Origin of the sequence: uncultured Porphyromonas sp. (genome assembly GCF_938039215.1) — a bacterium.
Lineage (GTDB): Bacteria > Bacteroidota > Bacteroidia > Bacteroidales > Porphyromonadaceae > Porphyromonas.
Genome location: NZ_CALHVI010000004.1, coordinates 1 through 24,625, shown reverse-complemented (window position 1 = coordinate 24,625; position 24,625 = coordinate 1). Strand labels below are relative to the sequence as shown.

The following is a 24,625-nucleotide window of genomic DNA, read 5'->3' as shown; positions in this document are numbered from 1 at the left end:
CTCGGCACATCCATGCCGTGAGGATAGCCTTCGCTTATATCAGGTATAGAGGACTCTTAAGCGTCGATACGAGCGTAAGTAGCGTTGGCTTCGATGAACTCACGGCGAGGAGCTACATCGTCCCCCATGAGCATCGAGAAGATCGCATCAGCTTCGGCAGCATTCTCGATGGTGATCTTACGAAGCGTACGATTCTCTGGGTTCATCGTCGTCTCCCAGAGCTGCTCTTCGTTCATCTCCCCAAGACCCTTGTAGCGCTGCACACGGACACGGTTCTCATCACCACCACCGACACGGTCGATGAAGGCCTGACGCTGCTGCTCTGTCCAGCAGTATTCACGCTCCTTACCACGTGTACAGAGATAGAGAGGCGGCGTAGCGATGTAGACGTAGCCATTCTCGATGAGCGAACGCATGTTGCGGAAGAAGAAGGTCAGGATGAGCGTGGCGATATGGCTACCGTCCACGTCAGCATCGGTCATGATGATCACCTTGTGGTAGCGGAGCTTGGTGAGGTTCAGCGCCATGCTATCTTCCTCAGTGCCGATGGTCACACCCAGGGCGGTGTAGATATTGCGGATCTCTTCGCTCTCGAGGACCTTGTGCTGCATGGCCTTCTCTACGTTGAGGATCTTACCACGCAGGGGCAGGATAGCTTGGAACTCTCGGTCACGGCCCTGCTTAGCGGTACCACCTGCAGAGTCACCCTCGACGAGGAAGAGCTCAGAGAGGACAGGATCCTTAGAGGAGCAGTCTGCGAGCTTACCAGGGAGGCCACCACCAGAGAGGGGCGACTTACGCTGCACCATCTCACGAGCCTTGCGAGCAGCCTGACGTGCGGTAGCAGCAAGGATAACCTTATCGACGATGACCTTGGCTTCCTTGGGATGCTCTTCGAGGTAGATCTCGAGGGCTTCGCTGACAGCGATGTCTACGGCCCCCATGACTTCGTTGTTCCCGAGCTTGGTCTTGGTCTGTCCTTCGAACTGAGGTTCGGCGACCTTGATACTTACGACAGCTGTCAAGCCTTCACGGAAGTCATCCCCCGTGATCTCGACCTTGACCTTGTCGAGGAGCTTGGAGTCGGTAGCATACTTCTTCAGCGTACGAGTAAGCCCACGGCGGAAGCCTGCTAGGTGCGTACCCCCCTCGATGGTGTTGATATTATTGACGTAGCTGTAGACATTCTCATTGTATGAGGTGTTGTAAGTCATCGCTACCTCTACGGGGATGCCTTGCTTCTCGGTGATGATGTGGATGACATCATCGACGAGGTGCTCCTTGGAGCGGTCGATGTACTTGACGAATTCCTCCAGTCCCTTCTCTGAATAGTAGGACTCGACAAGGGGTTCTCCTGCCTCGTTTCGCTGACGCTCATCGATGAGGGAGAGGGTGATACCTGCATTGAGGAAGGCAAGTTCACGAAGGCGAGTAGAGAGGATCTTGAACTGATATTCGGTGACAGCGAAGATCGTATCATCGGGCTTGAAGATGACCGTCGTACCCGTCCGATCCGTTGTGCCGATGGTCAGCAGTTCGGTCGTAGGTACACCTCGGCTGAACTCCTGAGAGTACACCTTGCCGTCACGCTCTACGATGGCCTTGAGATAGGTAGAGAGGGCATTGACACAAGAGACCCCGACACCATGCAGACCACCAGAGACCTTATAGGAGCCTTTATCGAACTTACCCCCAGCGTGCAGGACGGTCAGCACGACTTCCAGCGCACTCTTACCTTCCTTCTCATGAATATCTACAGGGATCCCACGACCATTATCTCGGACTTCGATAGAGTTGTCTTCGTGGATGATGACCTTGACGTCATTACAATAGCCTGCCAGGGCTTCGTCGATCGAGTTATCTACGACTTCGTAGACCAAGTGATGCAGTCCCTTTTCGCCGATATCACCGATATACATGGCAGGGCGCTTACGCACGGCCTCTAGACCTTCTAGGACCTGTATACTACTGGCTGAGTATTCCTTTTCGCTTGCTTGGGCTTGGTCGAATAGCTCTTCGCTCATTATTGTCGCAATATGAAGTTAATAGATAGACAAAGATACGAAAAATGCGCATCCCTTGTACCATCTTTGGCTCTTTGACGAGGGAAAATCTGCTCCGTCTTCGGGGTCAAGAATCCTCCTTTTGGACCGAGGTGCAGAGCCCTTCAGAAAGTGGCTTCACCAGCGGGTTTGAGCGCCTTGCTCCAGAAGGGGCAAAAACGACCTACTGTAGGTCGCCGATAAAACCTACTGTGGGTCGCATCGACGACCTACCGTGGGTCGCTTGACCGACCTACCGTAGGTTCCCCAAAGGGGGTGCAAATGAGCCTGCCGAGAAGGCTCTCCTAATTAGTATCAGGTAGAGGGGATCGAGCAAATCACTACTAGAGGGGATAGCCTCCTTGAGGGGATACCCGTATCTTTGCCCCACTTCATCATTTCCCTTATCAAAGAACCCTATCACGGAATGGTCTATCGCCCCCTTCTGATCCTCTTCGCCCTACTCTGGAGCTTTACCCCAAGTCTTAGCGCTCAAAGCAAGATGCCCGACAGCATCGCCCACGACCACACCCTCGAGGATGTCGTCGTCACAGGGACGCAAACACCCCGCACCCTGAAGAAACTCCCGATCATCACCCAAGTGATCTCTAGGAAGGATCTAGAGCGCCTCAACCCTCGCTCGGCTACAGATGCACTACAGATGAGCATGCCCGGGATCAATGTCACGACCCACGGGGCCCAGTCTCGAGTGACCGTACAAGGCTTCTCGGGAGACCACATCCTCTTCCTCGTTGATGGCGAGCGTCTCACATCGGAGGGGAACGGAGTCGTCGACCTTAACCGCATTGATCTCTCAAGCATCGAGCGCATCGAAGTGGTCCGAGGGGCAGCGTCCGCCCTCTACGGGTCGAACGCTATCGGAGGTGTCATCAACTTCATCACCAAGAGAGCCAGAGCCCCGCACGAATACAACCTCAGCTACGACTACAGTGGCGAAGGGATCAGTAGATACAACGGCTCGGCACAACTGAGACGAGGAGGCTTTAGCTCGCTGACTTCAGCGAACTACACCGACCAGTCCGCTTACCATATCGGCACATCGAGCCTCCGCCGAGAGTCTACGCCCGTTCTAGGGAGCAAGTCACTCAACCTAACACAGACCCTTCGCTACCGCTCGAGCGATCTAAGCAACGAGCTCTATGGCTACCTTCGCTACGGTCACCGAGATCAAGATGGGAATGAAGTGAGTCGCAACCAGTACCGAAGTCATTCCTTCGGGGGAAGGGCTTACCATGCCTTCAGCGACCTGCATAACCTTCGCCTTGACTACAACCACGAGCTTTACCATCGCTATCGGGACAGCATCCATTCGGGCAAGCAAGTACCGATCTTCGACTTCACGGGACAGACCATACGCTTGCAATACAACTACGGAGCGGAGGGAAGATCTCCCGTCCTCGTCAATACCGGTGTGGAGGTACTCCTCGAAGAGCTAAGAGGGGACAAGTTCAGCTCTGCTACGACAAGACACCGAGCTCAGTTCTACACGCTCTATGGGCAGGGAGAGTGGCACATACTCCCCCAGCTCTCCGCCGTCGGGGGCTTCCGCATGGATGTACACTCGACCTTTGGAAGCCACTTCTCTCCTCGAGCCTCCCTACTCTACAGTCTGAAGAATGTTCGCCTACGAGCCTCCTACTCCGAAGGCTTCCGTTCTCCCTCGATCAAAGAGCAGTACATGGACTGGGATCACCTCGGTATGTTCTTCATCAAGGGAACGAAGGGCCTGCGCCCCGAAGTCAGTCGTATGATCAGCCTATCTCCTGAATGGCAAACATCCCACTTCAACCTCACGGGGATCGCTTCCTACAGTTTGATCTACAATCAGATCGGCTCGCTCTTTGTACAGGACGAGAATGCCTACCACTATACGAACATCGGTACTACGACCCGCCTACTGAACCTACAGACGAGCCTACGTGCCCAGCTCCCTTGGGGCTTTGCCTTCAATGGTGATTACAGCTACATACACGACTTCTCTAAGGCGGAGGACCGAGCTAATGGACAGCCCTTTGCCCCTCTTCGCCCACACAACTACACCGCCAACCTCAGCTACGAGCGAAAGGCTAGTTCCTCCCTTCGACTATCGGCGACCTACAGTCTGAGAGGAGCGGGCGGAGTCACACTCAGCGAGTACAATAGCCTCTCCCAAGCCTATACTTATGTCCAGCATGAAGGCTTCCTCCTCAGTCGGATCAGCCTCGCTGGTCAGTACAAGGGTCGACTACGTCTGACTCTCGGGCTCGACAACCTCTTCGATCACCACCCCGACCAAGTCAATATCACGGGAAGCCTCTCTCCTGGGAGGACCTTCTTCGGCTCCATCAGCTACACCCTCTAGGAGGCATCGATCACATCTAGAGTGAGAAGAGACCTTTATCTCTATCTTTGCTCTTGATATGATCGCCTATCCCGCCTCCATACCCCGCCTCTGGGTCTTCAACCCCGGCCACGAGGAAGCGCTTAGCTTCCCCCAGCATCAGCACCTTACGCTCTCCAAGGAGATCCGCTGGATGCGCTACGAGCTAGCTCCACTGCTACGCCTCTTAGCCTCGGGCGAAGATCTCATCTATGCTCCTGCCTCTCCCGAAGGAGCACCAGCACGCCTGCTGAATGCCGAAGGCGAGACCCTCCCCAAGGATGCGATCCTTCCCCCAGAACTACTCGTCACGATCTGGGGTGTAGAAGCTCATATCCTACGAGAACTGAAGAATAGTCCGCTCCTCAGTCGTACCACCCTACATCTCCCGAAGTTCACCGATGCCTATCTCCAGCTCAGCCACCGCAGAGCGAGCGCAGAGCTTCTCCAGTACTTAGCCGACGAACTAGGTTATCCCTCCGGTATTCTCCCTCTTTGGATCGAAGCACAAGAGACAAAGGAGGAGACCCAGCAGCTCCTCCTCGAAGGGATCAGCGAAGTCACCCAGCGAGCCCTTGGTTCGCCTCGGGAGCTCATCGTCAAGCGCCCTTACAGCTCCTCGGGTAGAGGTGTCCAGCCCCTCCCCCTTCCCGTACAAGAGAAGCACTTAGAAGCTCTCGTCGGGAGCTGTATGCGTAGTGGGAGCGTGAGCTTAGAGCCCTACCTCGAAGTCATCGACAACTGGGCCATCGAATACACACGTGATGAAGCGGGGAAGGTTCGCTTCTTCGACCTCTCCCACTTCGATACCTTCCCCTCGGGAAGAGCCTACCGAGGCAACACCCTCGCTTCTCCTATGATGCTCTGGGAAGGGCTCACTCAGCTCATCGGTGAGGAGTCCCTAGAGCGACTCATCGAGGCGCATACTAGGTGGCTCGAAGAGCGCCTCCGAAGCTCAGAATATATCGGCTACATCGGGGTAGACCTCTTCCTCTACCGAGAGAAGGGGCAGCTCTGCCTACACCCTTGCGTCGAGATCAACCTACGGACGACAATGGGTGTCCTAGCCCACTTCGCCTACGAGCAGTATGTACCCGAAGGTAAGACGGGGATCTTCCGCCTAGAGCGAGGGCGAGGCTCGGCTACGGGTGAGCGAGTCATCCCGCTCCTACTGACAGGAGAGGATTCCCGCTTCACCGCCTTCGTAGAGCTCGATAAGTAAGGGCTCCGACCTATAAGCAAGCTCCCCCTTGATCGCCAGTGCACGATCAAGGGGGAGCTTCTTATCTAGTGGACGCTTGAGCCCGTAGCAGAGGCTAGTAGTCGATCTCGACAGCAGCTGGGAAAAGGCGCAGAGGATCGAAGAAGAGCGCACAGCTCGAGGTGAGGTGCTTCCAGTCGGCTTTCACTTCGCCCGAGTAGACCTCCCGACCATTGACTCGTATGTGTACGGGTCTAGAGAGATCAACGAGCTCGGGGCTGAGGTAGACGCGTAGCTTCCCGCCCGTAGCATCGGTGTAGATCTTATCGTAGAGCAGTACCAGACGGAAGCTCGTATAGTAGGCACTGACCTGCTTGTCTTGGTACTTCACCGAGCGGATCTTGAGGTCCACCGTATTGTCCTTGATTTCCTCTTCGTAGTAGATACGATCTGTCCCCTGAGGACGGGTCAGTGGTGCAAGGTTGTAGAAGCCCTTACGATAGAGCCCATCGACAGGGAAGTCCTCCCAGTGGACGCTCTTAGGAAGGGCGGTACGCTGGTGCTGGGCGAGGTAAGGTGTCGTCGGGCCGTAAGGGATCGCATGACCATACTTAGGGATGATGTCGATGAAGTGCTTGTAGTAGCCAGGATGCGCTGCTGCCATCTTCTGAAGAGCATCGCGCGTGTAGCCCGTCAGTTCGTTTCGGTGGAACGTCCTATCATCGGCACCCGTACGCAGGGAGAAGGCGATGTGCTGGAGGTTCTCCACGGGCGCATTGATCAGCGGTTCACCGCCAGCCATAGGGCCTGCCCCAGCCAGATAGTCGGCATAGTACGAGGCTAAGCGCTGGGAGCCATACCCGCCCTCGGAGATCCCGAAGAAGTAGATACGCTGGGGATCAATAGAGCCCGAGAGGAAGGAGAGACGAAGGAGCTTCTCCCAAGCCTCCAGCTTAGAGCGCTGCCACCAGCGGTAGAGCTGGCCACCAGCGGCCTCTTCTCCATTGGGGATCTGAGGAATGAAGTACACCGAGGGGGAGTCTTGGAAGGAGAGGGATAGAGCTAGGCCAGTCTTCCACTCATGCTCCTTGGGCCCCGACCCATGAAGGTAAAGGAAGAGCGGATAGCCAGCACTGGGCTTATCTCCCTTCGCCCCATAGTAGTAGGGCATGATCGCTGGGATGCGGTCGTTCCCATAGCTCTCGGGGCTGAGTACCCAGCTACGAGGGGTAGATCTTTCGGTTAGCGGGGAGAGCGCAGGAAGGCCCGTCTCTTTGGGGTCATTGGACTGAGCCCACAGAGTCCAGATCTCCTTGCGTGCCTGCTCTAGGCTGCTAAGCTCAAGAGCTTTTTCCAGGAGTGCTGGAGCTGTCCCTCCAGAGAGACTAGCCTTGAAGTAGGAGACCACAGCTTGGCTCTCAGAGCCAGCTAGCTTCTTCTCTGGTTCGATGGGCTTATTGTCGGGGCGATCAGGTTTCTGCTCCGTCCCATTAGGTTTCTTGGGCGCTGCTTGGCAACTCGTGATGGAGAGAGCACCGAGGAGGGCAAGAGAGATGAGATACTTCATCAGAGATAAGTATAGTATATGAGGATTGGAGAATGCGATCAATAGACCCCTTTGCAGCGACAGGGCGTAAGACGCTTGTCGTAGAACCACAGCTGTAGATCGATGAGATCGATCTGCTGGCGGGGGCGGGTGGAGGGTGCTAGCTGAACTAATCCCTCTCTGCTCTTAGAGGTCGGCACATAGAGAGCAACTGCTAGCTGAGGAGCTACAGAAGCTCCCCTTTCGAGGAGCCCCTCAAGCAGGCTGGCGGTAGGAACAGCCTCTAGAAGGATCAGGTCATAGGAAGCCGAAGGATCAAGCCCCGCAAGTTTGGGTCGCACCAGAGTGATCTCCTCGGTATATCCCGTACGCTGCATGTAGTCAGGGAGTAGGCTCTCTTCGGGCTCGGAAGTGACGATAAGGATCCGCCTTGCCTCTAGCTCGTGGGCGGTACGGAAGAGGAGTTCTAGCGTCCGAGGGCGATGGATGGGAGGGAGTGTTCTCCCTGCCCGCTTACACTCATCCAACAGAGCTCTTAGTTCCTCGAAGCAGTAGTAAGGCCTCCGATTGCGCACAACACGGGAGATGAAGTGGAAGGCAAAAGGCGAGTGCACACCATCGCCCCGTCGGTTCACGATGAGGCGCTTGGAGTACTGGAGACGGCGGATGACTCCGTGCAGGGAAACAAAGGTCTTCATCACTTAGCGCAGAGGAAGAGTATCCTGAGGGACTTCGAGAAGATAGCGGTAGAGGATACAGCTATAGATAAGCCCCAAGGGGAGCAAAGGGATGAGCCCCAGCCCTAAAGTCACGGAGACTCCCAAAGAGAAAAGAAGGGTAAAGCCCCATACTGGAAGGAGCACATAGAAGTGCCTCGAGGTGCGCTGCCACGAGAGCTTGAAGGATCCCCAGAAGCCTGCTTTCCCATCCAAATACAGCCAAGGCGCAAGTAAGAGGCGCATGGCTAGATAGAATCCAGGGAGAATGAAGAAGAGGAAGCCAAGAGCTATGAGGAGGGAGAGGACGAGTGCTTGGAGCAAGAAGAGAAGTCCCTCTCGGATGCGCCTTCTGATAGGGAGTTCTTCGGGCTCCTCTTCACTAAAGAGACCAAGGATCCGCTTATGAAGGCCATAGGCTAAGAAGAAGTCTAGAAGCCCTACCCCAAAGCCCAAGGCACCGAGAAGCCCAAGCTGCTTGATAGAAGACGTAGCATCTACTCCAGATGCTGATCCAGCCACAATCGCCCCGACCTGTATCCACAAGTAGATCGATAGGCCACAACCCAATAGGAAGATGATCGATGAATAGATGAAAAACTGAGGATGCGAACGAAGGATCGTCCAGGCATGGCTCAACGCTCGTGTATGTCGAAAGCGAGGAAGGGGATACTGCATAGATACTAGGTGCTGACTGGGTAGCTCCCACAGTGGTCACTCCTTGTCAGCGAAGTCAATATTTGAATGACAAATATACATATTCTATAGGGATGATTGAGCTCCTTCTTTTGACCCTTGCCCACTGTGCTCTTGGCATAGAGCTCCGCACCTCAATGCGATCACTAGTGCAGGGGAAATTCAGGCATCCCGCTCCCTACATCGAGGTCAAAGTAGCGATGCAGAGGAAGCACTACTAGCGCCTCCGAGGAGGTACCCGTAGTGCCTCCGAAGAGGTAGCAGTAGCGCCTCTAGGGAAATAAAAGTAGTCCCTCTCATGAACTTTTCGGCTAACCTACCTTTTAGTTATTCCGAGGAGAGAATCTCTGAGACACCCCGTCTTGTAGGGTCCTTTCGCTAACTTTACTTCACGGGAGTCCCGACTTCCACCCTCAGAATAACAACATTAACAACCTAACACAAACAATCATGAAGAGATTCATTTTCGCCGTAGCATGCCTCTTTGCCCTCGGCGTAAGCGCTTCGGCACAAACCCCAGAGAAGAAGGACGTAGTCAAGAAGGAAGCACAGGCGAAGACCGATAGCACCAAGAAGGCCACTTGCTGCTCGGGTAAGACCAAGGAGTGCGACTGCAAGGAAGGCTCCCTCTGCTCTACCCCCGAAGGAGCAAAGAAGTGCAAGGGCAAGCAGGTAGCAGCCGGCAAGGATGCAGCTAAGAGCTGTGACAAGAAGGATGCCAAGGCCTGCGACAAGAAGGAAGCTAAGAAGTGCGAAAAGAAGTGCACTAAGACTTCTGAATCCTGCGAGCAGGGTAACTGCCAGGAGCAGGCAGGCAAGAAGGGCTGCTGCAAGGATAAGAAGAAGTAAGGCCCTAGCCTTAGGAGCTACATCCTAACAAAAGAGGCCCCGCCGTAAGATCAGACTTACGGTGGGGCCTCTTCGCTTGTAGCAGGGCGATGGATTCGCCCTCGTCGGGAACTACTCGTCGACGACGAGGTTATCGATGATGAAGTTCTGGCGCTCGGGGGTATTCTTCCCCATGTAGAACATCAGGAGGCTACTCAGATTGTCCTCCTTGCGTATGCGTATCGGGTCAAGCTTGATATTCTCTTCACTGATCCAGTCCTTGAACTGATCGGGAGAGATCTCCCCAAGCCCCTTGAATCGGGTGACTAGGGCTCGCTTGCCGAGCTTACGCAGGGCTTCCTGCTTCTGTGCCTCGTTGTAGCAGTAGATATTCGTCACCAGTTCCTCCGCAGGCTCAGCCTCTTCCTTCTCCTTCTTCTTACCTCGTCCCTTCTTCTTAGCCGCAGGCGAAGAGGTCATGAAGTTATCCGACTTCTTATGCTCCTTCGGCAGGAAGACACGGAAGAGAGGTGTCTCTAGGATGAAGACGTGACCTCTACGTACCAGCTCGGGGAAGAACTGCAGGAAGAAGGTAATCAGTAGTAGGCGAATGTGCATCCCGTCATCATCGGCATCGGTAGCGATGATGATACGGTTGTAGCGAAGCCCATCTAGGCCATCCTCGATATTGAGTGCAGCTTGTAGGAGGTTGAATTCCTCGTTCTCATAGACGACCTTCTTGCTCTGTCCGTAGCAGTTCAGAGGCTTACCACGAAGGCTGAAGACGGCTTGATATTTGGGGTCACGACAAGTGGTGATCGATCCACTCGCTGAGTTACCCTCGGTGATGAAGAGACTGGTACGTTCGGGCTCTTTGGCTTTAGGGTCATTGAAGTGAATAGTGCAGTCTCGGAGCTTCTTGTTGTGTAGGCTGGCTTTCTTTGCCCGTTCACGAGCAAGTTTGGCGACACCGCTGAGGCTCTTGCGCTCGCGTTCGCTCTCCTGGATCTTCTGCAGCATGATCCCAGCGTCTTCTGGGTGGATGTGCAGATAGTTATCTAGTTCTTTGCCGAGGAAGTCATTGAGGAACTTCTGGATACTTCGCCCATCGGGCTCCATATCCTTCGATCCTAGCTTCGTCTTGGTCTGGCTCTCGAAGACGGGCTCTTCGATCTTGATGCTGATGGCTGCAGCCATCCCGTATCGTATATCACGGTAATCAAAGTTCTTCCCGAAGAAGTCCTTGATAACACGGGCTACCGCTTCCTTGAATGCCGAGAGATGAGTACCTCCTTGGGTCGTGTTCTGTCCATTGACGAAACTGTAGAAGTCTTCCCCTACCTGTGTCGTATGGGTAAGTACGATCTCGACATCGTCTTCCTTGAGGTGGATGAGGGGGTAGAGTGCTTCCTCGGTCATATTCTCCTCTAGGAGGTCGGCTAGGCCTCTCTTGGAGAGGTAGCGTCGTCCATTATAGATGAGGGCAAGACCTGCATTGAGGAACGAGTAGTTCTTCACCATAGTCTCGACGAACTCATCCTTGTACTCGTAGCCACGGAAGAGCTCGCTATCGGGACGGAAGACCACTCGTGTCCCCGAAGGCTCTGTCGAGGGCACTGCCTCCGTCTCCTCAAGGAGCTTGGCATGCGAATAGCGTACTGTCTTCGTCAGGCCTTCACGCCAGACGGTGATCTCGCAGTGAATGGAAAGGGCATTGACCGCCTTGATCCCTACCCCGTTAAGACCAACGGACTTCTTGAAGGCTTTAGAGTCAATCTTCCCCCCCGTATTCATCTTGCTCGTCGCATCGATGAGCTTACCCAAGGGAATGCCTCGGCCATAGTCACGGACCGTCACTTCTCCTTCATGGATCGTGATCTCGACCTTCTTGCCAGCACCCATGACATACTCGTCGATGGAGTTGTCGAGCACCTCTTTGAGCAGGACATATATCCCGTCATCGGCATGAGTACCATCACCGAGCTTCCCGATGTACATCCCCGGGCGGCGACGGATATGCTCATCCCATTCTAGGGTCTTGATATCACTATCGCTATAGTCTACTGTCTTCTGTTCTAAAAGATCCATGAATTGTACGTCCTTCTTGTTTTTGCACACCAAAGATAGTGAAAAGCACCCAGCATTCCTCAGTCTACAAGGCATAATAAGCTCTGAAATAGGCTCATCCTCTTCGGCATCTCTCTTCCCCCACTCCCTCCAAGTAGCATCTAAGAGAAGTAAGGGAAGGTATGCAGGGGAAATAAAAAAGGTAGAGCACGATCGCTCGTGCTCTACCTTGATTATGAAGCGGTATGGACGGGACTCGAACCCGCGACCCCCTGCGTGACAGGCAGGTATTCTAACCAGCTGAACTACCACACCGTTTTGTTCACTGCAAAGGTAGTATAAGTTTCATTACGTTCCAAATAGAACCCCTAGGGAATATCGCAGGTCTCCCCTATAAAAGGTACCCCTAGAGCAAAGTAAGCGCCGACCCTATAGAGCATATGAAAGAGGGAAAAGTATTGATGTATATTTGCATAGCACCTCCTAGGGTAAGAGGAGCCGACCCTCAAGAGCAGGGGGCACCCTCGCCTCAGTAGAGCCAACAAATACGAACTACATATAAGTATGAAGCGACTATTCATCTTGATCCTCTGCCTCTCCCCTATCCTCGGGATCCAGGCACAAAGTCTCTTCGTAGGGAGCTACAACATCCGCTACGACAACCCTGACGATGCTAAGCGAGGCAATGGCTGGGCGCAACGCTGCCCCCTCATCTGTGATCTCATCAACTTCGAAGAACCAGACATCTTTGGCACTCAGGAAGCTAAGGTGCATCAGCTTGGCGACCTAACGAAAGGCCTTCCAGACTATGACTATATCGGAGTCGGTCGTGATGATGGTAAGCAGGCAGGCGAATACTCGGCGATCTTCTACCGGAAGGACCGCCTCACGAAGATCCGCAGTGGCAACTTCTGGCTCAGCGAGACACCTGACCGCCCACAGCTCGGGTGGGATGCCGCCTGCATCCGTATCTGCTCGTGGGGAGAGTTCGTAGACAAGCGTACCCAGCTACGCTTCTACTTCTTCAACCTCCACCTTGATCACGTGGGCAAGACTGCACGCCGTGAGTCAGCCAAGCTCGTCCTTCAGAAGATCCAAGAGATCGCTCCTCCCTGCAGCCCTGTGATACTTACGGGTGACTTCAACGTGGATCAGACAGATGAGATCTTCGCCATCCTATCCACCTCGGGGCTTCAAGATGCGTACACACAGGCTGAGCGACGCTTAGCCCCTAATGGCACCTTCAATGACTTCGATACGGAGCTGAAGACGGAGAGCCGCATCGACCACATCTTCGTCTCTAAAGACTTCCGTGTACGACGCTATGCCATCCTCACCGATAGCTACTGGACAGAGAAGCCTCTGGCAACCACCCAAGGCAGTGGTAATGCTCCCGAGGAACTGAAGCTCAAGAAGCACGTCCGCCGTGCTCCCTCTGACCACTATCCCGTGCTGGCTAAGCTCATCTACCAAGGGAAGTAGCCTTCCCTCACCCTCAATTACATAGAGTTTCATCTAGAGATACCTAAAGTCATGAACTACTGCAATGATGATGTCCGACGACGTGATCGACTCCTCGACGAAGCACGAGCCCTCGAGCTCCTCCAGCAAGAGGAATACGGAGTCCTCTCCATGATCGACGAGGAAGGAGCACCCTATGGCATCCCCATCAACCACATCTGGGACGGAGCAAGCTGTATCTATATCCATTGTGCTCCCGAAGGCAAGAAGCTCCGAGCCCTTGCCAAGAATAGTCTGGTCTCCCTCTGTATCGTAGGACGGGTGAATCTACTTCCTAGTAAGTTCACCACCGAATATGAGAGCGTGATCCTCCGAGGTCATGCTCATATCGACCTATCTGAAGAGGAGCGAAGGCATGCCCTCCACCTGCTCTTGGAGAAGCTCTGCCCCAATGATATGGAGCAGGGGAAGATCTATGTCGAGAAGTCCTTCCACCGCACCGCCATCATCCGGATCGATGTAGAGAGCTTCAGCGGGAAACGCAAGTACGTCCCCCACGGGCACTAGTCCCCGACCCGAGGAACCAGCATACATTGCCTACTCCGAGGAAGCAAGTACCACCTACGTAGCAAGGCAAACAGCTTCCGCCGTACAAGGTAAATAGCCACCACCGAACAAAGCGAGTAGCTCTCCCCTAGCAGGTCAAGTAGCATCCAACAACAAATCCCCCGCCCCTTCATCCAGCGAGATGAGGGGGCGGGGGATTTACTTATGGGAAAACTTCTCCCCTAGAGGTAAAAGAATCACACAGAGCAGGGAGGCAAAGCTTCCCCTCCCATAGCCCCATAAACGAACTTAGCTTGGAAGTCTGCTCTGCGCAGTCTCCAAGCTAAGCGAACGTTGAGGATGTGAACCAGCTGGGGTTCGAACCCAGGACCCCATCCTTAAAAGGGATGTGCTCTACCTACTGAGCTACTAGTTCTACCTAAAAGCATTCAAAGCAGGCGAAGCCCACTCTAAAGCGATGCAAAGATAGTCAAGATATGTGATACTTCCAATACGAGAAGTGATAGCCTCAGTGCACTCGCTGCCCCCACGAGCCTCGGTCGAGACTGCGGTAGCGAATGGCTTCGGCTATATGCTCTCGGCGGATCTGCTCCGATCCCGAGAGATCGGCAATGGTACGAGCGACCTTGAGGATGCGATCATAGGCACGTGCTGAGAGGTCTAGTCGCTCCATGGCTAGGCGAAGCTTCTCCAGCCCCTCAGCATCAGGGCGAGCGAAGAGCTCCATGAGGCGTGGAGTCATCTGAGCATTGCAGTGTACCCCTGGGTAGGGAGCAAAGCGAGCGATCTGGATCTCCCGAGCTCGGAGGACACGCTCCCTGATCTTCTCACTACTCTCTGAGGGCTGTATATCGGAGAGCTTATCGAAGTCTACGGGTACGATCTCTACCTGCAAGTCGATGCGGTCGAGCAGTGGCCCAGAGACCTTACCTAGGTAGCGCTGTACTTGCTGAGGAGTGCATTCGCAGGCATGAGTAGGATGATTGTAGTAGCCACAGGGACAAGGGTTCATAGCAGCTACGAGCATGAAGCTAGCGGGATAGTCCACCGTGTAGCGTGCCCGAGCGACGGTGACTACTCGCTCCTCCAGAGGCTGGCGCATGACCTCAAGGACACCACGACTGAACTCAGGGAGCTCATCGAGGAAGAGCACCCCATTGTGCGCAAGACTGATCTCTCCAGGCTGAGGGTTAGCTCCCCCTCCGACTAGAGCCACAGGAGAGATGGAGTGATGAGGTGAGCGAAAGGGGCGAGCGGTCATCAGGGTGACATCCCGAGCGAGCTTCCCTGCCACCGAATAGATCTTCGTTGTCTCCAGACTCTCCTCGAGCGTGAAGGGAGGCAAGATGCTCGGAAGGCGCTTAGCCATCATGGACTTCCCACTCCCTGGAGGGCCTATCATCAGTAGGTTGTGCCCGCCAGCTGCAGCTACCTCTAGGGCTCGCTTCACTGTCTCTTGTCCCTTGACCTCTGAGAAGTCAAAGAAGTCCTGCCGTAGTCCTCGGTAGAACTCCCCACGGGTATCGACCTCGACCTTCGGAAGGGGCTCTTCACCCGAGAGCATAGCTATCACCTCACGGAGCGACCGTGCTGCATGCACCTCGAGTCGATTGACGACAGCTGCCTCCCGAGCATTAGCCTCGGGGAGGATGAAGCCTCGGAAGCCTTCACTACGCGCTTGTATCGCTATGGGGAGAGCGCCATGAATGGGGCGAACAGATCCATCAAGAGAGAGCTCTCCCATGATCATATAGTGCTCCAAGAGGTCCGCTGGTATCTGCCCATCTGCCGCTAGAAGACCAATAGCCAGAGGGAGGTCATAGGCCGCTCCCTCCTTCCTCAGGTCTGCGGGGCTCATATTGATGACGATGCGCTTCCCGGGGAACTTATATCCCGAACTCTCGATCGCAGAGATGATCCTGTCTTGGCTCTCTTTGATCGCTGTGTCGGGTAGTCCTACAAGCTGGAAGTAGGAGCCCCGTGTACAGTTGACTTCGATCGTGACGGTCTGCGCTTGGATGCTCTGTAGAGCTGCTGCATAGGTCTTGACAAGCATGGTCGTGTGTAGTGTGTAGTAGAGGTAAGGTGGGGAGAGGGGATCAGCGTTTGATCTTGCCTAAGGTATCGATACGGAAGCGTACGGGTTGGTCTTTCCCTTGGACCCCGTAGTCTCGGCGAAGTCTCGTGACAAGGCCTAGACTATCAGAGAAGGCAATCCCTTGGAGGCTATCCCTGCGTAGCTGGGCTCGTACTGTGGAGTCTGATAGCGAAGGATAGAGGAAGACGAACTGCAGGCTGTCGGGGTGAGCCTTCAGCTTCAGCTGCGCTTGCTCCTGCTTAGTGATGCTCTGCATACGCTCGGGGGAGACAAAGACCAACTCCACAGGCTGCTTGCGATAGAGCTCCGAGAGGCTTCGCTCCTTCCCTTGGATGTCTCGGCCTCGGAAGTCATAGGCTTCGGAGAGCTCTGTGAAGGGGGCTTCTTCCTTAGCAGGAGCTTTCTCTCTCTTCCATTCCTTACCATTCCAAGCATAGAGGAGTACTTCGTCCCCCGAGGCATGGACAAAGGAGATCCTGCGGAAGCGTGCTGTATCTGGGCTCAGCGAGATCTTCTCGGAGAAGTGAACTAAGGTATCAGTCTCTTGCATCCCCTCACCTATGTAGGTCACATAGGCTAGGGTATCACTGGGAGCTAACTTACCAAGCTCGATGGTAAGTTTGGGTAGTGAGGAGGAGCAAGAGATGCTACCTACTGAGAGGGCTACGCCTAGGAAGGCGAGTGAAAGGATGGATCTATTGAGCGCCATGAGCGTGGGTCTTGATATCTATGGAGAAGGTACCTACGGGCAGGCCCGTAGCTCCTGTGAGGTTGGCATCGGTGTAGGGGCGGAAGGCATAGCGTAGTAGCCAGAGCGCTTGCCCAGAGAGTGAAGCGGGGAGACGAAGTGTGACAGTCTGACCCTTGATCGTGCCCGTGAGCGGGTAAGTATTCCCCCCTTCGGTGACGAGCTCGAAGCCTCTAAGGTCAGCTCGGTCAGAGGTACGTAGCAGAGAGGTCCCCGAGAAGGAGAGCTGGAGCGCATGAGGCTGTAGGGTGAGGTGCTGTAGCTCAGGGCTACGAGCCTCCAGCGAGCTGTACCCATACTGTCTCGATAGTGCTAGCAGTGCTAGGCGATGCCCGATGGGATACTTAACTCGAGGATGCACATCTGTCTTGAGGCCATGATCTAGAGATACCACCATCTCTACCCCCTCTGCGGGACGGGCTAGGCGACGCTGACTGTCTCGGAAGGCGGGCCAAGAGGGACGATTGAGGGAGGAGAGCTGTACATAATAGAAGGGAAGAGTAGCACCGAAGGTCTTCCTCCAGCTCTCGATGAGGAGGGGGAAGAGCTGTTCGTGCGCCTCTACGTTGTGCGCATTAGACTCCCCTTGATACCAGAGTGCCCCACGGAAGGCAAAGTCCTTGAGCGGGCGTATGCCCGTATCGTAGAGATAAGTGGGAGCATAGGGGTGACGAGCTAGCGGTGTGCTACGAGCCTCTAGATTCTGCCCTGCACGCTCCCTCACCCACGGCATGATGAAGTCATTCGTTCGCCAATGACGGAGGATAGCAGGGAGCTTCATCTCTAGAGTCGCTCGATCGATCCAAGCCTCCGTAGGAGATCCCCCCACAGCGTTGACTACGATCCCGACGGGTATCTTGAGGCTATCCCTCAGCTCACGAGCAAAGTGGTAGGCTATGGCTGAGATATTCGTTCGACTAGGGGTCGCTCCCTCCCAAGAAGTGGGGCGATAGTAGCGAAGCTGATCTAGGGAGTCGAGGAAGCTAAGAGGCCAAGCTGTAGCCGTCGTCTCATGAGCGGGCTGCATGCTGTAGATACGCAGGAGGCTATCGGACTGGATGGGGCGATGCTCCTCATCACTACTCTCCCCGAGGGTGAAGGCCATATTGGACTGTCCTGAGCATAGCCAGACCTCACCGACATAGACCTCATGGAGCTTGATCTTGCGGTGTGATGTACTCACCTCGAGGGTATAGGGGCCTCCTGCCGACTGAGCTGGGAGGGTGATCGTCCACTCCCCTAGCCCGTTTGCCTTAGCCCGACCTCGCCAGCCACGGAAGGAGAGCGAGACCTTCTCCCCAGCATCTGCAGTACCCCTCAGGACGAGGGGACGCTCACGCTGGAGCACCATCCCCTCTGAATAGATCGCAGGGAGCTGTAGTCCGCCATAGTTCCCCGAGACAGCTCGGTAAGCTGTCTCGGCTAGGATGCGAGTCCCAGGAGCTGTAGGGTGCACGGCATCTGGGAAGTAATGAGGGAAGGGATAAAGCGGAGCATGGAAGTCAATAAGCTCGACACCTGCACTCGTAGCTACACGCTCGATGGCCTGCTGGATCTGTAGCTGCCAATCCCGAGTCCCCGACTCGAAGCGATGATGCTCCACACCTATCGGAGTCGTGCGAGCGATGAGGATGCGCACCCGAGGGGAGATGGAGCGTAGCGTGTCGATCAGATGGCGGTAGTCGGGGATGAACTCATCCCGATAGTTGGGCCAATTGCGAGGATCAGTATCGTTCACCCCGAGATGGATCACAGCGATGTCGGGGCGGAAGGCTAAGGCTCGACGATACTCCTCTTGCTCGAAGTAGGGGCGATGCCCACGAGAGAGCAGGGTGGCACCCGACTTCCCGAAGTTCTCTACCTGATACTTAGCTCCGAGGAACTGCTGTAGCAGGACGGGATAGGCCTCCCGATCACGATCTTGGAGCCCATAGCCGTAGGTGATACTATTTCCGATACAAGCTACACGGATGGGAGCTTTCGTTCGCCCCTCCGCAGAGAGGCTCACACCTAAGAGGAGTAAGAGATAGAGATAAAGTCGCTTTCTCATTGTGCTCGGTCTAGTCTTCAGAGTATATGCTGATCATAGAGGCGGACGATACGCTCGGTCAGTGCATCATCGGGATTGGTTTCGGGGGAGTAGGTGGACTTGAGGTTCGCCCCCGTGATGCGAGCGAAGATCTGCCAACTCCAGGCCTTGAAGCTTCCAAGGAAGGCTTGGACCAGCTCGTAGCCTGTCATCCCACACTGGCGATTGATGAGCTTGATGAGGAGCTTGCCTTGCCCTAGGGTGAGGTCCTTCATCTTAGGCTCCATATCTCGCTTGAGCTCGACCTCGACACGCTTCAGATGGGGCTCTTGCTCCTTCTCTGGGAGGGTCTGCATGTACTCGTAGGTCTCGATGATGGTGGCGGCTACGTACTTGGCATAGGGGTAGACCTTCTTGACATCTCGTATGCGTCGCCAGAGTTGCTGGCGCTCCAGGGGGGTGAGTGGTCGTACCGTGCGATGAGCCGAGACGTAGATATTAGCTAGATTGATCTCGATCAAGCTATCGTTGAGCATACGGATCGCTGGGATCGTGTCAGGGGTCTGGGCATGAAGTCCCCCACTGGGGCTACCCAGAGTGAAGAGGACGAGGCCAAGGATCGTGAGGAGTGATGCTCTAAGATTCATAGATCAAGCTCTTGACTAAGTGGTTACCAAGGGCGAGGAGGCTTCTTGGCAGAGTAAGCGCTGGCTAGCCCCCCTGTCGAAGTCTCACGATAGAGACTGGGCAGGTCGTGTCCCGTCTTGCGCATCACCTCGACGACTTGGTCGAAGCTCACTCGATGTCGTCCATCGCTGAAGGTCCCATAGGTATTGGCATCAAGGGCTCGTGCTGCTGCAAAGGCATTGCGCTCGATGCAGGGGATCTGTACCAGCCCACAGACGGGGTCGCAGGTGAGGCCTAGATGGTGCTCGAGGCCCATCTCTGCCGAGTACTCGATCTGGAGGTTGGATCCACCGAAGAGCTGACTAGCAGCCGCTGCGCCCATGGCACAAGCTACCCCCACCTCGCCCTGACACCCTACCTCAGCTCCTGAGATCGAGGCATTGGTGCGTACGACATTGGCGAAGAGCCCCGCCGTGGCTAGTGCTCTCAGGATGCTCTGATCAGGGAACTCTCGGCTGGTCTTCAGATGATAGAGCACAGCGGGGACGACCCCACAGCTTCCGCAGGTAGGGGCGGTGACGACTTGTCCGCCAGAGGCATTGTGCTCACTGACGGCGAGCGCATAGGCATAGACGAGCCCTCTATTCTTGATGCTCGCCGAGCCATAGCCTTCGGCCTTGACCTTGTATAGAGCCGCCTTACGACGCAGCCCCAAGCCTCCTGGGAGCACCCCTTCAGCGGAAAGCCCCGCATGGATAGCACGCTGCATCACCTGCCAGATCTCTGCCAGATAGTCCCAGATCTCCCTACCCTCATAGTGCTCGACATATTCCCAGAAGGTAGCATCCTCTTCGTGGATACGATGCATGATATCGATGATCCGACTATCGGGATAGATGGTAGCGGACTTCTGCTCATTGAACTGCTCATTGGCCAGCGTCCCCCCTCCGATACTAAAGACTGTGTAGGTATCTAGGAGTCGCCCCTCAGCATCGAAGCCCTCGAACTTCATTCCATTGGGGTGAAACGGTAGGGTAATATCGGGCTTCCAGTGGATCTCCGTTGGGGCCACTGGGATAAGAGTCTCAAGGATGGCAACATCAGTCATGTGTCCCTTACCCGTAGCAGCCAAGCTCCCATAGAGCGTGACATCATATCTACGAGCTTCGGGACAGCGGGCACGGAACTGCTCTGCGGCCCGACGTGGACCCATCGTGTGGCTACTGCTGGGGCCACTCCCTATGCGGAATATCTGCTTGATTGTCTCCATTGATGCTATAACGATTCGTGCCGCCTACATAGGTATGCGACACGGGATTGAGGCTACCCTCCTATTCAAAGATACAAAATCCTCAGCCTCGGCGTACATTTCTCGCCATTATCCGCCTTGGGGTAGACATGCCCCTACCCGATCCACTCCAGAGACACCCATGCATGCCTCCCCAGAGGGACCCATACATGGGTCACCCGACCGACCCATTCATGGGGTACTCGAGTGACCCATGAATGGGGTGCTAGGATGAAGGATAATACCCCACCCCAGAGGGCAAATCTAGGCTGAGCACGACGAGGCATTAAACCTTCCCCTCTGCTGGAGCTCTAAGGGACAATAAGTGCCTCTCTGATCGAGCACTTCGCTATCCATCACGATTCACTCACTAAGATCAACGTGCAGAAGATGAAAAAGTCCCTCTTCGTACTGCTTGGTGCCCTCTGCTCCATGGGGCTCTCTGCCAAGACTAAGACCGCCACTCCCCTTAGCTTCGATCGCACCAAGGGGGTGAAGACCCAGCTCACGATGCCCGATGGGCACAGCGTGAGCTACACCGCCTATACCCAGCTCTACTATGTCTCTCACGTAGAGGACTCCACCTATCAGTACCTCAATATCTTCATCCCCGATGGGGCTACGGAGCGTACCCCTATCTTCCTACGCACCTATGTAGGAGGCTACATGGAGAGCCGAGCAGGTGAGCCTCAGGCAGACGATGCCTCTGGACGAGCCTTGGCCGAGGGCTATGTCCTCGTGATCCCAGGTAGCCGTGGGCGTCGATCGACGGTGCCACAGGGCAAGAAGACCCTCTACACGGGTCGAGCACCCAAGGGTCTACTCGACCTCAAGGCCGCCGTACGCTACCTCCGCCACTTCGATAGGGAGATCCCAGGGGACAAGGAGCGTATCATCACTGATGGTACCAGCGCTGGAGGAGCGATGTCCGCCCTGCTCGGTGCTACGGGCAATCATCCGAGCTATGCCCCAGCGCTCAAAGCAATGGGGGCAGCCGAAGAGCGTGATGATGTCTTCGCCTCGGTATGCTACTGCCCTATCATCGACCTAGATCATGCCGACATGGCCTATGAGTGGCTCTACGGGCAGACGGCGAGTAGGCAGTCCCTCAGCGAGGATAAGCGAGCCCTCACGACAGCGCTAGCGAGCCAGTTCCCCGCCTATCAAGCCTCACTTGGGCTGAGCCTCCCTGACGGCACACCTCTGACAGCAGAGACCTACCCCTCCTACCTCAAGAAGCTCCTCATCACGAGTGCTCAGGAGGCCAAGGATGCTGGGGCTACTATCCCCGACAGCATCGGATTCTCCTTCTCCCAGCAGGCCCATGGGCAGGCTCCTATCAACGGCGGTGTCAGCGCACCTCCCACCCCCAACAGAGGTGCAGGCATGCCCCCTCAGGGTATGGGTCCCCGTCAGCGACAGCAGGGAGAGTACATCACCGACCTCGACCTCTCGAAGTACCTCGACTATGTCGTCTCCACCCAGCCACTGAAGGGGGTACCCGCCTTCGACAGCTATGGCATCGATGGTGCGACAGCCAGCGGAGAGAATGGACTCTTCGGAGACGATGCGGGGAGCGATGCTAACTTCACCCCATGGGCTGCGACTCAGACGGGTAGACACCTTAGCCCCGTCCTCAAGGAGCGAGTTCGACTGATGAACCCCATGAACTATATCGGAGACCCCAAGGCCTCTACCGCTCCCCACTGGTACATCCGACACGGAGCGAGAGACCGAGATACAGCCTTCCCAGTCATCATCAACCTAGCTACCAAGCTGGAGAACGTAGGCAAGGAGGTGAACTTCAAGCTCCCTTGGAACCGTCCTCACAGCGGAGACTATGCCCTCGGTGAGCTCTTCGCTTGGATCCGCTCCATCGTCCGATAGCGGGAATCGGACTGCCATATTGTCGTAGAGTCATAGAGTGGCATCCCCTTTGCGTGAAGGGGAGAGATAACACGCATATCCATCATACAAGATCAACTATAGACTCTATGAGTAAGCAAGGTAAGATCGGGGTAACGAGTGAGAATATCTTCCCCGTCATCAAGAAGTTCCTCTACAGTGAGCATGATATCTTCCTTCGGGAACTTGTCTCCAATGCAGTAGATGCTACGCAGAAGCTCCGTGCCCTAGCCTCCGCAGGGGAGTTCAAGGGCGAGCTCGGAGAGCTACAGGTATCTGTCAGCTTCGACCCCGAGCAGAAGACCATCACCGTCAGCGACCGAGGTATAGGGATGACTGCTGATGAGGTAGAGAAGTACATCAACCAGATCGCCTTCTCTGGGGCAGAGGAATTCCTCGACAAGTACAAGGATGACAAGGTAGCCATCATCGGTCACTTCGGCCTAGGCTTCTACTCCTCCTTCATGGTCTCCTCTCGTGTAGAGATCCAGTCCCTCTCCTATCGTGAAGGTGCTGAGCCTATCCACTGGAGCTGTGAGGGTAGCCCCGAATATACCCTTGAGAAGGGCGAGCGCACCGAGCGAGGTACGGACATCATCCTACATATCGACAGCGAGAGCGAAGAGTTCCTAAGCAAGGATCGCCTCTCTACCCTGCTGAACAAGTACTGCAAGTTCCTCCCCGTCCCCATCGTCTTCGGCAAGAAGCAGGAGTGGAAGGACGGTGCCTATGTAGACACCGAAGAGGACAACCAGATCAACGATATTCACCCTACTTGGACGAAGAAGCCCTCCGAGCTCAAGGATGAAGACTACATCGCCTTCTACCACCAGCTCTACCCTCAGACCTTCGAAGAGCCCCTCTTCTGGATCCATCTCAATGTAGACTACCCCTTCAACCTCACGGGGATCCTCTACTTCCCCAAGGTGAAGAACCAGATGGAGCTGCAGCGCAATAAGATCCAGCTCTATGCTAATCAAGTCTTCGTCACCGAGGAGGTCGAGGGTATCGTCCCCGAGTACCTCACCCTCTTACATGGGGTGCTTGACTCGCCAGACATTCCTCTGAACGTCTCTCGCTCCTACCTCCAGAGCGATGCTCAGGTCAAGAAGATCTCCAACCACATCTCTAAGAAGGTCGCAGACCGACTCGATGAACTCTTCCGCAATGAGCGCCCCCTCTTCGAGGAGAAGTGGGAGAGCCTGAAGGTCTTCATCCAGTATGGGATGCTCTCCGATGAAAAGTTCTATGACCGTGCCGTGAAGTTCGACCTCGTGACAGATCTCGAGGGTAAGCACTTCACCCTAGAGGAATACCGTACCCTCACCGAGAGCAACCAGACGGATAAGGATGGTCAGCTCGTCTGGCTCTACACCAACGACCGTGAAGGGCAGTATGCCGCCATCGAGCGTGCTCAGGCGAAGGGCTACTCCGTGCTCCTGCTGGATGGGCCACTCGACGTACATGCCGTCTCTCAGCTAGAGCAGAAGCTCGAGAAGACTCGCTTCGTACGTGTCGACTCCGACTCTATCGAGAAGCTGATCGCCAAGGAAGAGCAGCGTGCCGTAGCACTCTCTGAGACGGAGCAGGGTACACTGAAGGCGATCTTCGAAGGGCGACTACCTCGTGAAGAGAAGCGCAACTACAGCGTGACCCTTGAGGCTCTTGGCTCTGATGCCGATGCTGTACTCATTACCCAAGGTGAGTTCATGCGTCGTATGCAGGAGATGGCTCGCTTGCAGCCTGGAATGAACTTCTATGGCGACCTCCCCGAGGGCTACAATGTCGTACTCAATACCGAGCACCCACTCATCCAGCGCCTCCTCTCTGAGGAGGCAAAGGTGGTCGAACCTAAGCTCACCGCACTACGTGCAGAGCTCAAGGAGCAGACCTCACTCGTAGAAGCTGCTCAGACGGTACAGTCGGCTAAGAAGCCCGAGGAAGTCACCACTGCAGAGCGTGAAGAGCTAGAGGCTCTCCGGAGCAAGAAGTTAGAGATCGAGGGTAAGATCAAGTCCGAACTCCAGAGCTTCGGTGCGAGCGAACTGCTCGTAGGTCAGCTCATCGACCTCGCTCTCCTAGGCAATGGTCTCCTCTCGGGTGAGGCGCTCGCCTCCTTCATCCGCCGTAGCCACCAGCTCCTCTAGTAGGCTACCCTATACGCTTAGGCCGTGCCTCCAGTCTTCCCCGCCCACTCCAGTGGCTTGGGAGCTGGAGGCACGGCCTTCTTTTGGACGCAGGCCTTATCTTTGCCTCTGGGCACATCATATTGAGACCATTGCACGGCATTTCCAAGGTGTACAGGGTTTTAACCATTTCATATATCGTTGACATTTAGTGTCTTCATAGCCAAAACAGTCGTATGGCTATCCCTACCAAACAAACCGAATCCGCTCCGAGCTTCCTGCAAGTCTATACGCAGGTGC

General features: G+C 55.2%; 17 protein-coding genes and 2 tRNA genes. 7 read left to right on the top strand and 12 right to left on the bottom strand.

Translation table 11 applies throughout. The features are described 5' to 3' along the window. Positions 1–56: 56 nt before the first annotated feature. Positions 57–2,024 (bottom strand): DNA topoisomerase (ATP-hydrolyzing) subunit B, encoded by a 1,968-nt coding sequence (gene gyrB / locus Q0336_RS00335; protein ID WP_298524095.1) that lies wholly within the window; start codon positions 2,022–2,024, stop codon positions 57–59. Positions 2,025–2,469: 445 nt separating this feature from the next. Between gyrB and Q0336_RS00330 the strand changes: the two genes are divergently transcribed. Then, positions 2,470–4,404, top strand: coding sequence for a TonB-dependent receptor (locus tag Q0336_RS00330; RefSeq protein WP_298524091.1), 1,935 nt, complete (start codon positions 2,470–2,472; stop codon positions 4,402–4,404). Between the two features lie 58 nt (positions 4,405–4,462). Further along, complete coding sequence (locus Q0336_RS00325; protein ID WP_298524088.1) at positions 4,463–5,644, top strand: hypothetical protein; 1,182 nt, start codon at positions 4,463–4,465, stop codon at positions 5,642–5,644. Positions 5,645–5,738: 94 nt separating this feature from the next. On the opposite strand, the gene Q0336_RS00320 is transcribed toward Q0336_RS00325, so the two are convergent. Genes Q0336_RS00320 through Q0336_RS00310 form a run of 3 tightly spaced genes read right to left on the bottom strand, consistent with a single transcriptional unit; the run spans position 5,739 to position 8,407 of the window. Next, complete coding sequence (locus tag Q0336_RS00320; protein WP_298524085.1) at positions 5,739–7,190, bottom strand: hypothetical protein; 1,452 nt, start codon at positions 7,188–7,190, stop codon at positions 5,739–5,741. A 38-nt stretch (positions 7,191–7,228) separates the two neighbouring features. Beyond that, positions 7,229–7,867 (bottom strand): hypothetical protein, encoded by a 639-nt coding sequence (locus Q0336_RS00315; RefSeq protein WP_298524083.1) that lies wholly within the window; start codon positions 7,865–7,867, stop codon positions 7,229–7,231. 3 nt (positions 7,868–7,870) lie between these two features. Continuing rightward, complete coding sequence (locus Q0336_RS00310) at positions 7,871–8,407, bottom strand: hypothetical protein (protein ID WP_298524081.1); 537 nt, start codon at positions 8,405–8,407, stop codon at positions 7,871–7,873. A 624-nt stretch (positions 8,408–9,031) separates the two neighbouring features. Between Q0336_RS00310 and Q0336_RS00305 the strand changes: the two genes are divergently transcribed. Next, a complete protein-coding gene (locus Q0336_RS00305; protein WP_298524078.1) occupies positions 9,032–9,430 on the top strand; it encodes a hypothetical protein in 399 nt (132 codons plus the stop codon). Positions 9,431–9,541: 111 nt separating this feature from the next. Here the strand turns inward: Q0336_RS00305 and Q0336_RS00300 are convergent, their stop codons facing one another. Together Q0336_RS00300 and Q0336_RS00295 are read right to left on the bottom strand one after the other, a co-directional pair. Beyond that, positions 9,542–11,497 carry a DNA topoisomerase IV subunit B gene (locus tag Q0336_RS00300; protein ID WP_298524076.1) on the bottom strand — a complete coding sequence of 652 codons (1,956 nt, stop codon included), beginning with the start codon at positions 11,495–11,497 and terminating at the stop codon, positions 9,542–9,544. Between the two features lie 220 nt (positions 11,498–11,717). Beyond that, positions 11,718–11,791, bottom strand: a tRNA-Asp gene (locus Q0336_RS00295). 249 nt (positions 11,792–12,040) lie between these two features. Here Q0336_RS00295 and Q0336_RS00290 point away from each other — a divergent pair. Further along, positions 12,041–12,958: an endonuclease/exonuclease/phosphatase family protein gene (locus Q0336_RS00290; RefSeq protein WP_298524074.1), complete on the top strand. Its 918-nt coding sequence runs from the start codon at positions 12,041–12,043 to the stop codon at positions 12,956–12,958. Positions 12,959–13,009: 51 nt separating this feature from the next. Beyond that, positions 13,010–13,504, top strand: a complete 495-nt coding sequence (locus Q0336_RS00285; protein ID WP_298524072.1) for a pyridoxamine 5'-phosphate oxidase family protein — start codon at positions 13,010–13,012, stop codon at positions 13,502–13,504. A gap of 342 nt (positions 13,505–13,846) precedes the next feature. Here Q0336_RS00285 and Q0336_RS00280 read toward each other — a convergent pair. The 6 genes from Q0336_RS00280 to Q0336_RS00255 form a co-directional block, all read right to left on the bottom strand. Next, positions 13,847–13,919 (bottom strand) — tRNA-Lys (locus Q0336_RS00280). Between the two features lie 93 nt (positions 13,920–14,012). Continuing rightward, complete coding sequence (locus Q0336_RS00275; RefSeq protein ID WP_298524069.1) at positions 14,013–15,560, bottom strand: YifB family Mg chelatase-like AAA ATPase; 1,548 nt, start codon at positions 15,558–15,560, stop codon at positions 14,013–14,015. Between the two features lie 43 nt (positions 15,561–15,603). After that, complete coding sequence (locus Q0336_RS00270) at positions 15,604–16,311, bottom strand: hypothetical protein (protein WP_298524066.1); 708 nt, start codon at positions 16,309–16,311, stop codon at positions 15,604–15,606. Further along, positions 16,298–18,400 carry a GDSL-type esterase/lipase family protein gene (locus Q0336_RS00265; protein ID WP_298524063.1) on the bottom strand — a complete coding sequence of 701 codons (2,103 nt, stop codon included), beginning with the start codon at positions 18,398–18,400 and terminating at the stop codon, positions 16,298–16,300. Before Q0336_RS00265 ends, Q0336_RS00270 begins: the two co-directional genes overlap by 14 nt. A 17-nt stretch (positions 18,401–18,417) precedes the next feature. Next, complete coding sequence (locus tag Q0336_RS00260) at positions 18,418–19,026, bottom strand: DUF4294 domain-containing protein (RefSeq protein ID WP_298524060.1); 609 nt, start codon at positions 19,024–19,026, stop codon at positions 18,418–18,420. A 23-nt stretch (positions 19,027–19,049) separates the two neighbouring features. After that, positions 19,050–20,276 carry an L-serine ammonia-lyase, iron-sulfur-dependent, subunit alpha gene (locus Q0336_RS00255; RefSeq protein WP_298524058.1) on the bottom strand — a complete coding sequence of 409 codons (1,227 nt, stop codon included), beginning with the start codon at positions 20,274–20,276 and terminating at the stop codon, positions 19,050–19,052. Positions 20,277–20,684: 408 nt separating this feature from the next. On the opposite strand from Q0336_RS00255, the gene Q0336_RS00250 reads away from it, so the two are divergent. Next, positions 20,685–22,181, top strand: a complete 1,497-nt coding sequence (locus Q0336_RS00250; RefSeq protein ID WP_298524220.1) for an alpha/beta hydrolase — start codon at positions 20,685–20,687, stop codon at positions 22,179–22,181. A gap of 107 nt (positions 22,182–22,288) precedes the next feature. Next, positions 22,289–24,346 (top strand): molecular chaperone HtpG, encoded by a 2,058-nt coding sequence (gene htpG / locus Q0336_RS00245; RefSeq protein ID WP_298524055.1) that lies wholly within the window; start codon positions 22,289–22,291, stop codon positions 24,344–24,346. Positions 24,347–24,625 lie beyond the last annotated feature (279 nt).